General features: G+C 32.1%; 12 protein-coding genes. 8 read left to right on the top strand and 4 right to left on the bottom strand.

Annotation, left to right across the window (positions count from 1 at the left end):
- Positions 1 to 186: 186 nt before the first annotated feature.
- Entirely contained in the window at positions 187 to 1,092 is a 906-nt protein-coding gene (locus tag BN2667_RS06230) for a helix-turn-helix domain-containing protein (protein WP_054252470.1), read from the bottom strand.
- Between the two features lie 331 nt (positions 1,093 to 1,423).
- Here BN2667_RS06230 and BN2667_RS06225 point away from each other — a divergent pair, with 331 nt between their 5' ends.
- The 8 genes from BN2667_RS06225 to BN2667_RS06190 all read left to right on the top strand — a co-directional run bounded on the left by BN2667_RS06225 (position 1,424) and on the right by BN2667_RS06190 (position 11,848).
- Positions 1,424 to 2,605, top strand: coding sequence for a S41 family peptidase (locus BN2667_RS06225; RefSeq protein ID WP_054252469.1), 1,182 nt, complete (start codon positions 1,424 to 1,426; stop codon positions 2,603 to 2,605).
- Between the two features lie 71 nt (positions 2,606 to 2,676).
- Entirely contained in the window at positions 2,677 to 4,047 is a 1,371-nt protein-coding gene (locus tag BN2667_RS06220; protein WP_054252468.1) for a hypothetical protein, read from the top strand.
- Between the two features lie 92 nt (positions 4,048 to 4,139).
- Entirely contained in the window at positions 4,140 to 5,513 is a 1,374-nt protein-coding gene (locus tag BN2667_RS06215) for a hypothetical protein (protein WP_054252467.1), read from the top strand.
- 14 nt (positions 5,514 to 5,527) lie between these two features.
- On the top strand, positions 5,528 to 6,439 hold the full coding sequence (locus BN2667_RS06210; RefSeq protein WP_054252466.1) for an ABC transporter ATP-binding protein: 912 nt from the start codon (positions 5,528 to 5,530) through the stop codon (positions 6,437 to 6,439).
- On the top strand, positions 6,436 to 7,680 hold the full coding sequence (locus BN2667_RS06205; protein WP_054252465.1) for an ABC transporter permease: 1,245 nt from the start codon (positions 6,436 to 6,438) through the stop codon (positions 7,678 to 7,680). The genes BN2667_RS06210 and BN2667_RS06205 overlap by 4 nt, the downstream gene beginning before the upstream one ends.
- A 26-nt stretch (positions 7,681 to 7,706) precedes the next feature.
- Complete coding sequence (locus BN2667_RS06200; protein ID WP_054252464.1) at positions 7,707 to 8,072, top strand: hypothetical protein; 366 nt, start codon at positions 7,707 to 7,709, stop codon at positions 8,070 to 8,072.
- Positions 8,073 to 8,258: 186 nt separating this feature from the next.
- Positions 8,259 to 10,088, top strand: a complete 1,830-nt coding sequence (locus BN2667_RS06195; protein WP_054252463.1) for an ABC transporter ATP-binding protein — start codon at positions 8,259 to 8,261, stop codon at positions 10,086 to 10,088.
- The gene (locus BN2667_RS06190) at positions 10,085 to 11,848 is read left to right on the top strand and encodes an ABC transporter ATP-binding protein (RefSeq protein WP_054252462.1); all 1,764 of its coding nucleotides are present in this window, start codon (positions 10,085 to 10,087) and stop codon (positions 11,846 to 11,848) included. The genes BN2667_RS06195 and BN2667_RS06190 overlap by 4 nt, the downstream gene beginning before the upstream one ends.
- Positions 11,849 to 11,944: 96 nt before the next feature.
- On the opposite strand, the gene BN2667_RS06185 is transcribed toward BN2667_RS06190, so the two are convergent.
- Genes BN2667_RS06185 through BN2667_RS06175 form a run of 3 tightly spaced genes read right to left on the bottom strand, consistent with a single transcriptional unit; the run spans position 11,945 to position 15,465 of the window.
- Positions 11,945 to 13,738 (bottom strand): ABC transporter ATP-binding protein, encoded by a 1,794-nt coding sequence (locus BN2667_RS06185; protein WP_054252461.1) that lies wholly within the window; start codon positions 13,736 to 13,738, stop codon positions 11,945 to 11,947.
- Between the two features lie 10 nt (positions 13,739 to 13,748).
- Entirely contained in the window at positions 13,749 to 14,342 is a 594-nt protein-coding gene (locus BN2667_RS06180; protein ID WP_054252460.1) for a hypothetical protein, read from the bottom strand.
- Complete coding sequence (locus tag BN2667_RS06175; RefSeq protein ID WP_054252459.1) at positions 14,332 to 15,465, bottom strand: aldo/keto reductase; 1,134 nt, start codon at positions 15,463 to 15,465, stop codon at positions 14,332 to 14,334. The genes BN2667_RS06180 and BN2667_RS06175 overlap by 11 nt, the downstream gene beginning before the upstream one ends.
- Between the last annotated feature and the right edge of the window lie 99 nt (positions 15,466 to 15,564).

The raw sequence follows: 15,564 nt of genomic DNA, 5'->3' as shown, positions 1-15,564 counted from the left end.
CAAGCTTTAAAATAAAAATATACAAGGGTGTTATTTTAAAGATCTGAGAGGAGGCTAAGCCTCGACCTTACCTGATTTGGATAATTTCTTATCCCCCAACAGATATTATAGAACCAATAAATTTGAACTTAAAAAAGACCTAGAGGAAAAAATTCTCTAGGTCGATTTTTTTATGAATGTAAATTTCTATGAAAAATATTTTTTGATTTTTTCTGCAATTAATATCTTAGTTTGGTCTTTGCCAGTTATAGTACAAAAATCTAAGGCCTTAGAAAATGAATCTTTATAAGTAGATATTCCTAATTTATACTCACAAGACCCTTTAGCAAAAAATAAAAGATCTAGCTCAGCTAAATAATTATTTTTTAAAGCTGCTTCAAGGCCAAGATTAAAAACTTCCAAGGCCTTTTCATAATTCGCATCTCTCTTATAGACATTTCCTAGGTTAATACAAGTAGAAATAAAAAATTTGTCCCTAGGATCGACAGAGGAAAAACAAAAATAAAGAATTTCTCTATAACTTTTATAATTATCTTCTAAATAATAGACTTTCCCTAAGATCATTAATAATCTTAGCTCTAAAGTAGAAAAAGAAAAATCCCTATAATTATTGACATCAAAGTTTTCTTTAGTGAGTTTTAAGGCCTTAGTAGTAAGTAGTTTTGCTCTGGAAGTATCATCTTCTTCCATAGCTAAAATAGAATCAATAAACAAAATATATTGGTCAATTCTTATTTTTAAAAAACCAGTTTCTACATGACTTCCAAGTCTTTCTAAATTATTTTTTTCGCTTATTAATTCATCAAAAAATCTTTTTTCAATTAAAATATCAATATTAGCCAAGATAGAAGAAAAGAGTTCAAAGTTTATATACCTAGACTCTAAGTATAATTTAATTAAGTCAGTTTTATAGACATCAGAAAGAACTTCTAAAGTTTCAATTTTAGGAATAACTGTCCCATTTTCAATTCGGCTAAGAGTTTTCTTACTTATTAAAGCCAAAGCAGCAACTTCTTCTTGAGTAAGATTATTTTCTAAACGCAAGTCCCTAAGTTTGTCAGCAAAATTTTTTATATTATAAATATTAACCACCTCAAAAAGGACTTTAATGTCCCTTGTTATATATAAAATAATACATTATACTTTTAACTAAGTAAAGTAGCTGACTAGATGAAGACAAATATTAATGATAATAAGAAAAATTATAAAATATAAGGAGAGATAAATGATAAATGCTAGCCAAATTATTAATATATCATCCCTCCTTCAAAATGTAAAGTGCAAACATTTGCACTTTTAAAAACTCCACTTTTATATTAATATTATATTAGCACAATTGGGGATAAATATCTATATTTAGAGTTTGATATAAATTATAATGGTGTAAATTTTTTATAAATACCAAATTTTCTAAAGGAGAGACATGAACAAAACAAAGAAAATACTAATAATTTTATCATTGCTTACTTTGACAATAATTTTTACTAGTTGCGAAAATAAAACAGACTATACTTATGAGCTTACTAAAGAACAGATGCTAGAAGATTATGATGAATTGTGGCAGGTTTTAGAGGACAACTACTTGTATTTTGATATTTTGAAAAATATGGGAATAAATGTAGAGTCTTTGAAAGAAGTTTATAGGGGACAAATTGAAAATGTAGAAAAGTTTGAAGACTTTTATTTTTTGCTTTGCGACCTTTTAGCAGTTGGACTCCATCAAGAAGGTCATCTAAATATGGTTTATGCCCAACAATATAAGCCTGTAGCAGAAAATATTGAAAAAACCCTACTTGAGAATATTCCTAAGGACACAGAGAAATATCTCAAAGATACAGTTTTAAATGAAAATACTAAAAAACGCTACAAAGACCTAGAAGAAAAAATATCAACTAATAATTCTTACTCAGCAAGTGATATTGTTGAAATGGAAATAATTAAAGAAGAGGCTTATAAAACATTAATTTTAGACCTTAACACCTTTGTAATTGAAGACTTGGATAAAAATAAAAAGCAAATACAAGACGCTCTTTTAGAAAGACCCTATGAAAATATAATTATTGACCTTAGAAATAATTACGGAGGCGATTTAAATGGATGGTACAATATTGTAAAGCTTTTAATTGATCAAGACATAGATATGAAAATCAACTATCTTGCCAAGGGAAAAATTGCAGAATATATTTACGATTCTTACGATTCGCATTTTGAAAAAAATATTTTACCAAGTCAAAAAGGCGAGGAATTAAATATCTTTACATTTGACTTTCATTTAGATTCTGAAAAAGAAATTAACTACGATCCAAAGATATATTTATTATTAAATGACCAGTCTCTATCAGCATCTATAATGTTTGCTCAATTTGCTAAAGACACAGGTTTTGGAAAAGTTATAAGTAGGAGCTCAATTAGCAGAGGAAATGGAAGTTTTTCTCAAGGCCACGGTCTAAACGCCTATAGGCTAAAAAACTCAAACTTGCTTTTTCAATTTTTCACTGGTAGAAGATGTGATGAAGATGGAAATCTCTTTAATATAATAATTGAGCCTGACATAATCCTTCGAGAAGATGATGATTATAAGAAGATTTTAAGAACAATTCGATAAAATTTATTTACAGATTTGCTTATATAGTAATTGAAAGATTTAAAATATCAATTATAGAAGGAGTATATATTTTGCAAACAGATATAAAGGCCATATTTAAAAACAAGCTAATAGTATTTATATTTGTCTTTTTGACGCTAATATATTTTAGCTTTACTTTTATTTCAAAAGACCATTCTATAGGGAAAGATGAACTTAGTTATCTGAGCTTAAAAAACACCTACCAGTCTTTGATGACATATAAAAGCCAGCATTTATACGAAGCCAAGCTTCAAGATCCAACTTCTGACAAAAAATATTACAATAACTACTTAACTTATTACGAAAATATTATGGCTGAGATGTCTGCCTTACTTGAAAAATATTCAAAGGGCCAAGATGTCAATCCTCAAGAAGTTGAAAAGTTATTAATATTGAAAATACTTGTTCATAATGAACGTTTTTCTGGAAATTATGGAGCTGACTTTGTAAGTCCCTACAAGGCCTATCCAGAAAAAATTGAAAAGTTTTTAAAGGAATTTGATTTTACATTTAATATTGAAGACATAAATTATTTCGAAGAATCTAATGGTAGCTTATACAAAGACCTGGTTGCCTATAATATAAAGACTGTTGAATCTATGATAGATGCCTATTTTGAAAAAGACCCATATCCGTCAACAGAATATAGCATCTACACCTATATTAGAAATATAAACTATGGAACAATTTCTAAACTTATCTATATGATGGAGACTTTTTCTCTTGGGATCTTGCCTCTAGTAATATTTTATCTAGTAAATCTCTATAAAAAAGATGGGACAATTAAAAATTTATACTTAAGACCTGAAAGAAAAATAAAAAATTACCTATATTTCATCCTGATATTTTTATGCCTAGCTATTTTTATTGTATATTTGCCTAGAATCATTTCCTATATTTATGTCTTAATAACAGGAGACCTCTATAAGACCAAGGCTCATGTTACAGTATTTCAAAAAGGTCTAAATACATTTGCAACAAGTTATGAAAATTTTTGGGCTGATGAACTACAAGGCTTTTCAATGACAGATTGGAAGCTTGGTAGCAAGGGAGACCTATTAGCCTACAATGACCTAGCAAATATTAGCTTCCTTAAATTTTTGTCCTACTATTTGACAATAGACCTACTAAAAATTATTTTATTAGTAATAACTGCAACAAGTATTAGTCTCTTTATGAAAAACAAAATTTTCGGATTTGTTCTAAATGGAGCCATTGGGACCATGACAATTTTAGGCGGGAAAATTAATAGCAGATTTTTCTTAAATAAATTTAATCCCTTTATCTTGCCAAATGGCTGGAAGCTAACCTTAGGCAGGGAATATATTTCCTACTTTAATGCCTTTGTTTTATTATTAGGGTGGATTATACTTATGCTAGGAATTTCTCTATTTCTTGCAAGGAAAAGAGATTTAGAGTAAGAAAGGTGGAGAAAAATGGAAAGTATTTAAATTATAAAATAGAAAAATGCTAGGATTTCTAAGCTTTATTAATAAACCAAGAGGTAATATATATGAAAACAGATTTAAAAGCCATGCTCAAGAATAAAGTAATAATTTTCATTTTACTTTTTTTAACTATATTGTACATTATTTTTGCAAGCGATTTAAAGAACACTTCTATAGCTAGAGAGGAAGCCAATTACTTATCTTTAGAAGGTCTTATGAAATTTGATGCGATGTGGAAAGAAAATGACCTTCTTAGAGCTAAATCTCAAGACACAAGTTCTGATAAAAAACTTTATAATAATTATAAGGATTCTTATGACTGGTCTACAAGAGAAGTTCATAGAATATTAAAAAAATATTCTGAAGATAAGAAGGTTCCAGATAGAGAATTTGCCCAATGTCAATGCTTAGCTTCTCTAATTAGAAACGAACATTATTCTGGACTTTATGGAGAGAACCAAATAAGTCCATACAAAGCTTATCCAAGAAAAATAGATAAATTTTTAGAAGATATAAATTTCCCATATAATTTTCAGGCCATTAATTTTCTTTCCCCTAGTGAGGAATTTATAAATCAAAAAGATCTTTTAAACTATAATATTCTTGCTATTGAAAATAAATTAGATTCATATTTTTTGAAAGCTACTCTTCCAAATACAAGTGATTATAATATCTATAATTTTATTAGACTTGTAAATTATGGTCAACTTGGAAGCTTTATTGAGTGGATGGAAAATTTCTTTATTAGCATTGTGCCACTTGTTATTTTCTATCTCCTAATACAACAAAAAAGTATGGGTACTATAAAAAATACATACTTAAGGCCCAAGAAGAAATATATGAATTATCTATACCTATTAATTTTATTTTTTATTTTTTCTTTAGTTTTAGTCTACTTACCAAAGATTATTTCATATCTTTATGTGCTAGTAACAGGAGAAAGATATAAGGCATTTACTGACATTACTGTTGTAGATAAGGGACTGAGGTCATTTGAAACAGCTTTCGAAAATAAATGGATTGATTCTGGCACTTTTGGAATGACTAATGTTGTTAATGGCTTGTTAGGAGATACTATAGAGTATTCAGATTTAAAAAATATTTCATTTTTAAGTTTTATATTTTATGTTATAAGCATAGACCTATTAAAGCTAACTTTACTAGTTATAACAGCGACCAGCATATCTCTCTTTATAAAAAACAAAATTTTCGGATTTGTTTTAAATGGAGCCATTGGGACCATGACATTTTTAGGTGGGAAAATTAACAGCAGATTTTTCTTAAATAAATTTAATCCCTTTATCTTGCCAAATGGCTGGAAGCTAACCTTAGGCAGGGAATATATTTCCTACTTTAATGCCTTTGTTTTGTTAATAGGGTGGATAATACTTATGCTAGGAATTTCTCTATTTCTTGCAAGGAAAAGAGATTTAGAATAAGAAAGGTGGAGAAAATGGAAGTTTTAAAAGTTGAAAATTTACAAAAATCTTTTGGAAAAAAAGAAGTTTTAAAAGATTTAAGCTTTACAATAAATGAAGGAGAAATCCTAGGCTTCTTAGGCCGCAATGGATCTGGAAAGTCTACAACAATGAAATGCCTATCAGGTCTTATGGCCTTTGACTCAGGAAGTGTTTCAATTTGTGGCTTTGATATAAAAAAAGATAGAATAAAGGCCCTAGAAAAAATAGGAGTAAGTATAGAATCTCCAGCCCTTTATCCAAACCTTTCAGCCTATGACCACTACAAGCAAATGGCAGCTTGGAGAAAAATTCCAAAAGCAAGAGTCCAAGAGATGATTGACTTTTCTAACCTTGGATCATATTTAAAAAAACCAGTTTCAACATATTCTATGGGAATGAAAATGAGACTAATGCTGTCTCTAGTAATAATGCACAAGCCAAAACTTCTAATCTTAGATGAGCCAATGAACGGCCTAGATTTTGAAGGAGTTTTAAATTTAAGAAAAACTCTAGTTGATTTAAAAAATTCAGGCTCAAGTATTTTATTATCTTCCCACCAGCTGTCAGAACTGGAAAAAATATCAGACAGGGTTCTAATGATAGAAAACGGAAAAGTTGTCTATGACGATAAAATTTCTGGCGGAATTTTAGAACTGTCAACTTATGACATAGATACAAGTGATAATTCTAAGCTAATAAAGATTCTAGAAGAAAGGGAAATAGAATATTCCATCAGCAAAAATCCTGCTACAGAAAACTATATATCCTTTAACTTAGAATCAAGTAAAATTGGATCTCTCCTTGAAAAATTATTTGAAGAAAAAATTTATATCAAAGACATTAGCAAGGAAAGTCTTGGCCTTGAAGAGCTTTATCAAAGTATAATTGAGGTGAAGAACCAATGAAAGACCTATTAAGGGGAGAATTAAGGACTCATACAAATAGAAGAATGATTCTTCTAGTCCTAGTAATTTTAATTTTAGCTACGACCTATAATTTTAAAATCTACAAGGACCTTAGGGCAGGACTCTTCCAAGACCAAATGTTAAAGGCCCAGGCCAACAGAATGGATGCCTATCAGTCTTATTTATACTTAGATGAACTTTCTATAGATATGACTAAAAGACTAAAAGAATTAAAAGAAGAAGGTGGGTCTGAAGAAGAAATAGAAGACCTACAAAAAGACCTGGCTAATATAGATACAGAAAAATTTCTAGTCTTAAATATTGAACCATATTATGGAAACATAGAAGCTGCTTTTAAAAATGGGCTAGAAGATGATAAGGCAGACTTAGACAAGAATTTTAAAACTGCTATAGCAAATGCAAACACAATTAACAAAATGACCTACAAGGATTTAATTGAAAAAGAAATTGTCCCAAAAAACACAGCCCTTTTATATAAATACAATATAGAAGATTTTTATAAGAGATTTGTAACAGTAAAGGCAAGGGCAGACCTTGGGGAAGGAGCAAACATAAGTCCAACAGGTCTATCAATGCTTGACTTTCAAATGAAAGAGAAGGTTCCTTATTTACTTATTGCCCTAGTTGTCTTACTAAATTACAATACTTGGTCCAAGGAATTTGAAGAAGGTCATATAAAGACTTTAAACAGCCAGCCCTTTGACAAAAAGAAAATATTTTTAGCTAGAACTTTGATAAGTCTTCTAAAGACCCTGATAGTTACCCTTTTAGTTTTTTTCTTGCCAGTTTTAATAGCGGGAATAATTAATGGAAGTGGGACAGACTTAGGCCATGCAGTAAACTCACTGGCCCTAGAAGGACTATTTTCTTTAAATTCGTCTAAAGAAATTTATAAATACCTAGTAGCTATGGGAACAAGCTCCTATAAGACCTATTATATAAGTCTAATGCTAGTCTATTTAATGTTTTTAATAGCAGTGATAAATTTTATTTCCATCCTTTTAAAGAGTGACTTTGGCTCTCTAGTTGGATCAATAATAGCCCTAAGTCTAATGCTTTTCCAAGGAGCCTACAATCCATTTTCTTACTTTAAAATAGAAGAGCTACTACAAGGCGACACAGGCATAGCCTTTAAAGGCAGCCTTTTAATCTTAGGAATATTTATCCTTGGTCTTAATATAGCAAGTTATTTCTTGTATAAAAATTATGAAAGTGACTAGGGAAAAATTAAAAGGAGAGTGTGTATATGAATAATTCAAAAAAAGAAAGAAGCCTATTTAATCCCTTATTGTTAGTTGCCATAATAATACCAGCAATTTGGAATTATTATTGTCTTAGTAAGAATGTAAGCCAAATGAATATGGTCGCCAATATCTTTTACGATCTAAGTAAAATAATAGTTGTTGTAATTTTTTATTTAGTTGTAGTAAAAAATGATTTTAAAAATATGTCCTTAAAACTATTTTTGTTATTATTTTCTACTGTCAATGCAATTAGCCTGATTGCTATGCAAATGATTATGGGTATAGACGAAAGAATATTAATTTTTCCATTACTATTTGTAATAGTAACTATTGTTAGCATAAAAGAATATACAAGTTTAAAAAATTGATTTTTATTTATTAGTGCTAGGTGTAAAAGCCTAGCATTTTTCAAGTTGAGATTCTTTAGTAGATTTGTTTTTATTAAACTTTATCGAGATAAGTTAATTAAATATTTCTTGACTTAGAACGCTAATGTCCCTTGTTATATATAAAATAATACTTTATACTTTTAACTAAGTAAAGTAGGTGACTAGATGAAGACGACCATTAATAATAAAAAGAAAAATTTTAAATTAGAAAAAAGAAAATATAGAGCCCTTGATATTATTTTTTTGACCTATAAAATTGCGCCTATGCAAGTAGGTTTTTTAATGTTCTTAACAATTATTGATGGTCTTGCTTCTACGTCACTTATGGCTCTTGCAACAGCAGGTTTTGTTGATAGAGCCCTTGATATTTTTCATGGGGCTAGGATATATTCTGAAATTTACAGGCCCCTTTGTTTTTTAATTTTTCTCACAGCCTTTATGAGCATGACAGGAAGTTTGTATATGCTTGTTGGTGCGAGGATAAAATTATTGTTAGAAGACCAGCTTCTTCCTTTAATTATTGAAGTCCAAGCTAAATTAAAATATTCCTACATGGAAGATTCAGCTTGTCAAGAAATGCTTGAGATAACAGCAGACGAAATGGAAGAAACATTTTTAGATGGCTTAGAAGCTTATATTGCAATTATTCGCAGTGTTTTTGCCCTTGGTTCTTTAGTATTTCTTTTAATTACACAAATGTGGTGGAGTGCACTTATAATTTTCTTTTGCTCTCTTCCACTTGTTTATATTGCCCTTTGGGCAGGCAAGAAAAATTATGGAGCCAAAGTAGATGCCAGAAAATACGAAAGACGCTATAGTTATTTTTCAGATGAAATGTTATGTAGCCGAGAAGCGGCCCTTGAGAGAACCCTCTTTGCCTATGCAGATAAAATGACAGACCGCTATTATGAAAATTTTTTAAAGGCAAGCAATATACAACTTGGCGTTCTTTTTAAAACCCGCCTTGCAACTAAGGCAACAAGCATTGGACTTTTAGTTATCAGTATGCTAACAGCCCTTACTTTAATTGAGCCTTTGCTTTTAGGAAATCTTAGTCCAGGAATGTTTACTGGCCTTGTGGCAGCCCTTATTGGCATGGGCAAAGGTTTAGGCTCTCAGTTTCAAGATGCAATTAAAAACATTGCAGAAGCAAAAGAATACATGGAAGGTTTGACCAAGTTAATGGAAATGGACTCAGTAACTGGGGCAACAGACTTGCCAGAAAAAGATCCTATGAATTTTGAAAAAATTGTCTTTAATAATGTTTCTTTTTCCTATCCTAACAGCGACCGTCTAATCTTAGATGACCTGTCTTTTGTTCTTGAAAAAGGCAAACACTATGCCTTTGTTGGATCCAATGGCGCAGGAAAAACTACAATTACAAAATTATTGACAGGACTTTATGATGACTATGAAGGAGAAATTTTAATTGATGGAAGAGATATTCGCTCCCTGCATCAGTCTCAATTAAAAAGTCTCTTTTCAGTTATTTATCAAGACTTTTCCCACTACCAAATCTCAATAAAAGACAATTTACTTTTAGGTAATACAGCCTATGGATTGACAGAAAATGATTTTAATCTTGCCTTGGAAAAAGTTGGTCTAAAAGAAATGGTGGACCAAGAACCAAGGGGAATAGAAAGTAAACTTGGAAAAATTCATCCTCATGGTATTGACTTATCTGGTGGCCAGTGGCAAAAACTTGCTCTTGCACGGTCTATTTTAAGCCAGGGGCCTATTAAAATATTAGACGAGCCAACTGCGGCCTTAGATCCTATTTCTGAAAACCAACTTTACCATCAATTTCAAGATTTAATGGCAGGTAAAACGGCGATTTTTATTAGCCATAGGTTTGGATCAACAAAATTAGCAGACCAAATCCTAGTTTTAGATGGAGGGAAAATTGTTCAAAGAGGTAGTCACCAGCAATTAATAAGTGAAAGAGGACTTTATGCTGAAATGTACCGAGAACAAAGTAGGTGGTACTCTATATGATAAAGAATAAATCTTATTTTTCGATAATTCTTCGAAATAGCCGAGAATATTTTTCCAAGGGCAGGGGCTGGGCTGTAACAGAACAGTTGATAGCTGTTTTCCGTGCCTTAGTTTGTGCTGCTGAAATTCTTATAAGTAAAAGACTTTTCGACAATGTATCTAAGGCAAAATCATTTTCGACTATAGCGACCAGTCTTTTTCTATTAATTTTTGTAATTATCTTCCAAGAGTTACTTAGTGGCCTAAGTCAATACTTGCTGAGCAAGGTATCCTATAGCAATATGGGAAAATTCATGGTTGATTTTCAAAAAAAGCTTGGTCGCCTGCCAGCAATATATTTTGAAGATGTAAACTTTTTAGACCAAATTGAAAAAACCAAAGAGTGTTTAGAATACGAAAGCCTAGGTCACTTTGCATCACTTTGTCTACAAATGGTCAGTTATTATTTTATATATTTACTTTTAGTAGGAAGTTACTTATTTTTCACATCTCCACTTTTAGGGACCATTCTTTTATTGGCCTTTGTTCCAGCTGTGTTAGGACAGATAATTAAGGCCAAATACTTTGTGGACTTAGAAGAAGGGCTTGCACCAGAGCGAAGAAGGTGTCAGGCCTATAAAAATAGTATTGTCCACGTGAGGTCTTATAAAGAAACGAGAATGCTTGGAGCTTACAAGTATTTTTTCAAGCTCTTTTTGGAATCACTCCATATAATGACAGAAAAAAGGTGGCAGACAGAGAAAAAAATAGCCTATATTCAAATGGGCCTTAATGGCTTTACCTTTTTAGGTCTCGGCCTTTCTATTTATATTTTATTTAGCCAACTTATGGCAGGCCTTATTAGTGTCGGTATGTTTGCAGCTGTCTTTCTAATGTTAGGAGATGTATTTGGAATTATAGATGAGCTTGTATCTTCTCAACTTAGCCAAGGAAGTGAACTTGTCGGCCAAGTTGCAAACTTTTATCAGCTAATGGACCTAGAAGAAGACTTAGAAGAAAATTTGCCAGCAGACTTTAGCCAGGGAATTAAAGCAAGGGGAATTTCTTTTTCCTATCCAGGCCAAAGTAAGGATGCTATAAAAAATCTTTCTCTAGAAATTAAAGCAGGAGAGACCATAGCTCTTGTTGGAACAAATGGCAGTGGCAAGTCAACACTGGTAAAGTTATTGACTGGCCTGTATGGACCTGATTCCGGGCAGCTAATAATTGGTGGACAAAAAGTCCAAGGACAAGGACTTGGAAAAAATTATGCAAGCATTTCAGCTGTATTTCAAAACTTTCAAAGATATAAGCTAAGCTTAAAAGAAAATGTGACGATTAGTAATTTAAATGCTAAGGACAATGTGGAAAGAATTAAATCTTCTTTAGAAGAAGCCAGCTTTAATTATCAGGGCCTTCCATTTGAAACTATTTTGGCTCCTGAATTTGCTGGAGTTGACCTTTCAGGTGGCCAGTGGCAGAGGCTGGCTCTTGCAAGAGGTCTATTTCGACCAAGTGAATTTATTATATTAGACGAGCCAACTTCTGCCATTGATCCAATTGAAGAATCAAAGTTGTATCAGCAGTTTAAAGAGATAGTTGCAGACCGCTGTGCTGTAATTGTAACCCACAGGTTGGCATCGACAAAATTTGCCGATAGAATTATCCTTATGGAAGCTGGACAAATTGTTGAAGAGGGAAGTCATGAGGAGTTAATGAAAAAGAGAGGAGAATATTATTCCATGTGGCAGGCCCAAGCTGCTTGGTATGATAATAAATAAAATTTGTAAATTTAATACTTGGATTGGAAGTAAATACAAAAATAATATTTAACCAAAAAAGACCTAGGATTTTTCTTTTCCTAGGTCTTTGTGTTTTTATTTTTCCATTAATTTGTCAAAGGATTCTTCGTCGAAGGATGATTGGCCTTGGGTGTAAAGTTTGTAATAGAGGCCCTTGTTTTGCATTAGTTCTTGGTGGTTGCCTTCTTCTTGGATGCCGTCTTCTGTTAGAACTATTATCTTGTCTGCGTTTAATATTGTAGACAACCTGTGGGCTATGGTTATTGTAGTTCTGCCGTTAGATAGCTGGTCAAGGGATGACTGAACTAGTTTTTCTGATCTGTTGTCTAAGGCTGAGGTTGCTTCGTCTAAGATTAGAATTGGTGGATTTTTTAAGAAAACTCTGGCTATGGAGATTCTTTGTTTTTGTCCACCTGAAAGTCTAACTCCTCTTTCTCCAACTGGAGTTTGATATCCTTGTGGCATTTGATCTATAAATTCATCTGCTCCTGCTAATTTTGCAGCTCTGATAATTTCTTCGTCAGATGCGTCAGGTTTTCCGTATCTAATATTTTCTAAAATTGTGTCGTTAAAAAGGTAGACGTCTTGTTGGACTATGCCAATATTTCCTCTAAGGGAATTTAATTTTATCTTTCTAACGTCTGTGCCGTCAATTTTTATTGCCCCTGAGTCAATGTCATAAAATCTTGGGATTAAATTTATAATTGTAGTTTTTCCAGCTCCAGATGGGCCGACTATGGCTACATTTTCTCCAGGCTTTACTGATAGAGAAAGGTCCTTAAGGACATAGTCTTCATCTTCGTTGTATCTAAAGGACACCTTGTCAAGGTCAACTTGGCCTTTAACATTTTTTAAGTCTATGGCGTCTTCGTCGTCAAATATTTCTATGCCAGTATCCATTACTTCTACAAATTTTTCTATCCCTGACATGCCCCTGTGAAACTGCTCAGAAAATTCTACGATTCTTCTAATTGTTGCAGTTAGAACATTGGCGTAGAGAACAAAGACTACTAGGTCTTTTGGGTCTAAGGATCCCTTCATCATAAAGATGCCGCCAAAGAGAATAATTACAATATACATAAGAGCGTCAAAGGACCTGGAAATTGCATGAAAGACTGAAAGATTTTTGTACATACCTTTTTTTATATCTAAAAAGGCGTTGTTGTCTACTTGAAATTTTTCTATTTCATAGTTTTCGTTAGTAAAGGATTTTACTACATTCATTCCAAGGAGAGAGTCTTCAATAGATGAATTTAGTTCTCCAATGTGGGTTCTTTGGTTAGCCATTGTCGCCCTTACGGCCCTGTTTTTCTTTGACATGGCAAAGATCATTACAGGAATAATTAAAAATAAAAGTAGGGTAAGGGGAAGGTTAATTCTCACTAGGATTATAAAGGAAACTAAAAGTTTTATTCCGCCAATGAAAAATTCTTCTGGACAGTGGTGGGCAAATTCTGTAACGTCAAAAAGGTCGTGGGTAATTCTTGACATAAGTTTTCCAACCTTGTTTTTGTTATAAAAGGACGTTGACATTTGTTGGAGGTGGGAAAAAATATCCATCCTCATATCAGTTTCGATTTTAGCTCCAGTGACATGGCCTACGTTGTTCATAAAATAGTAGGCGACTATGTCAATTAGTTTTAAAATAATATATAGAGAACTTATCCTTAAAATAAAGGACATAGTTAGTAGTTGTGCATTTGTTGTTGCTGTATCAGTTAACTTTCTTAGAATAATTGGAAAAGCAAGTTCGTTTAAGGTAGTAAGACCTGCACAAAAGAGGTCTAAAAATACTAGGCCCTTGTACTTTTTAAAATAGGGCAAAAATCTCTTCCAAAGGTCTAAGTTTGAATAGTTGTTTTTTGGCATTTATCCTCCTTTAGTTTTCGTCAGTGTCGTCTGTCTTTAAAAGTTCTTTTATTAAAATAAGTCTTTCATCTGTAGTGTTTTCAATTAAAATTAGGCCTCTTTCTGAATCAGTAAGGGTGATGTCCCCGTTTTCTCCATCCATTAAGAAGATTAAATAATTGTAGTTGGCCTGCATATTTGGAATATCAGGTAGGACAATATTTTTTAAAGATCCCTTTAGGTCTTCAACTACGTGGATCTCCTTGCCATTTGGTCCAGTTTGGGACATTTTTATAATTGAAATGTAGTCAGAATTTTCTTCTAGGGTTTTTATTTCATCCTCTAGGCTTTTAGAAACTTCTGGGTCTTCTTCAGAATTTTCTTCAGTTTCTTCTTCTTCAGTTTCTTCATTATTTGTATTTTCTTCGTTATTTAGATTTTCATCTGCTTGAAGATTTGTATTTTCTTCGTCTAAGTTTTCGCTTTCACTTTGTCTTTCAATAGTAACTGCAGGACTTTCAGATGGATTATTAATTTCTCCGTCTGAGTTTTTGTCCTTATTTTTTGAACAGCCAGTTAGAACTAGGGCTAGTCCTAATAGAATTATAAAAAATTTATTTTTCATTTGAGCCTCCAGCTAAGTCTTGGTGGGCTTTTTCTAAGCCAGCAATAATTTGTAACTGTTGTGGGCATTTACTTTCGCATTTGCCACATTTGACGCAAGCTTCCTTTCCTGCATTTCTCTTTTGTATTCTCTCATAAGTTTCTACAGATTTTTTCTCATCTTCAAAAATATACTTGTTGTTGTAGGCCCTAAAGATGTCTGGAATTTCAACTCCAGCAGGGCAAGGCATACAATAAGAACAACCTGTACAGTCGATTTTTATCCTAGCCTTCATTTCATTTTTTAAATAGTCGATTTTTTCTAAGCTATCAGCATCTAGTGAATCTGCTTCAACTTCAGAAAAAGTTTTGCAGTTTTCTATTATCTGCTCTTTGGTGTTCATGCCAGATAAAACTATATCTACTAGGCCCTTGTTTAATAAATACGAAAAGCCCAGGTTGGCAGGAGTGTCATCTCCTAATTTTTCTGTAATAGACTGAGGCAGGTTTGCAAGTTGGCCGCCTCTAAGGGGTTCCATAATTATTACGCCAAGTCCCTTGTCTTTGGCATACTTAAGTCCTTCAAGGCCTGCTTGGTAGCCTTCGTCTAAATAGTTAAGTTGGATTTGACAAAAATCAAAGTCATAGGTATCTATAATTTCTTTAAATAGCTCTAGGTTGTCGTGGAAGGAAAAACCTAAATATTTTATCTTTCCAGCTTTCTTTGCCTTTAAGGCTCTATTATAAACATTATGTTTTTTTACATTTTCAAATTTTTCTCGATCTAAACTGTGCAGCAGGTAGAAGTCGATATAGTCTGTTTGTAGTTTTTGTAATTCAATGTCTAATAGATAATCGAAGTCTTCTTCTTTTTCAATTTGCCAGACAGGGCACTTTGTAGCAATTTTTATTTTATCTCTATGGTCTTTTAAAACCTCGCCTGTAAAAATTTCACCTTGCTTGCCGTGGTAGACATAGGCAGTGTCAAAATAAGTTATTCCACTTTCTAAGGCTAGGTCAATTAATTCTCTTGATTTTTTATAATCAATAAGGGAGTTATCATCTTCTATAATAGGAAGTCTCATTAGTCCAAAGCCTAAGCGAGAAACCTCCACCTTATCTTTTGTAAAATTAATATATTTCATTATTACCTCCTACAATAATTTATTATAACATAAAAATTCTAATTTTAATTATAGACTGATTATAAGTTGATAAAATACTTACAAAAATAAAAAAATGTA

Source organism: Neofamilia massiliensis (assembly GCF_001299475.1).
In the GTDB taxonomy this organism is placed as follows: domain Bacteria; phylum Bacillota; class Clostridia; order Tissierellales; family Peptoniphilaceae; genus Neofamilia; species Neofamilia massiliensis.
Note: the sequence above shows the minus strand (reverse complement) of the source record. Positions and strands in the feature narration are given on the sequence as shown.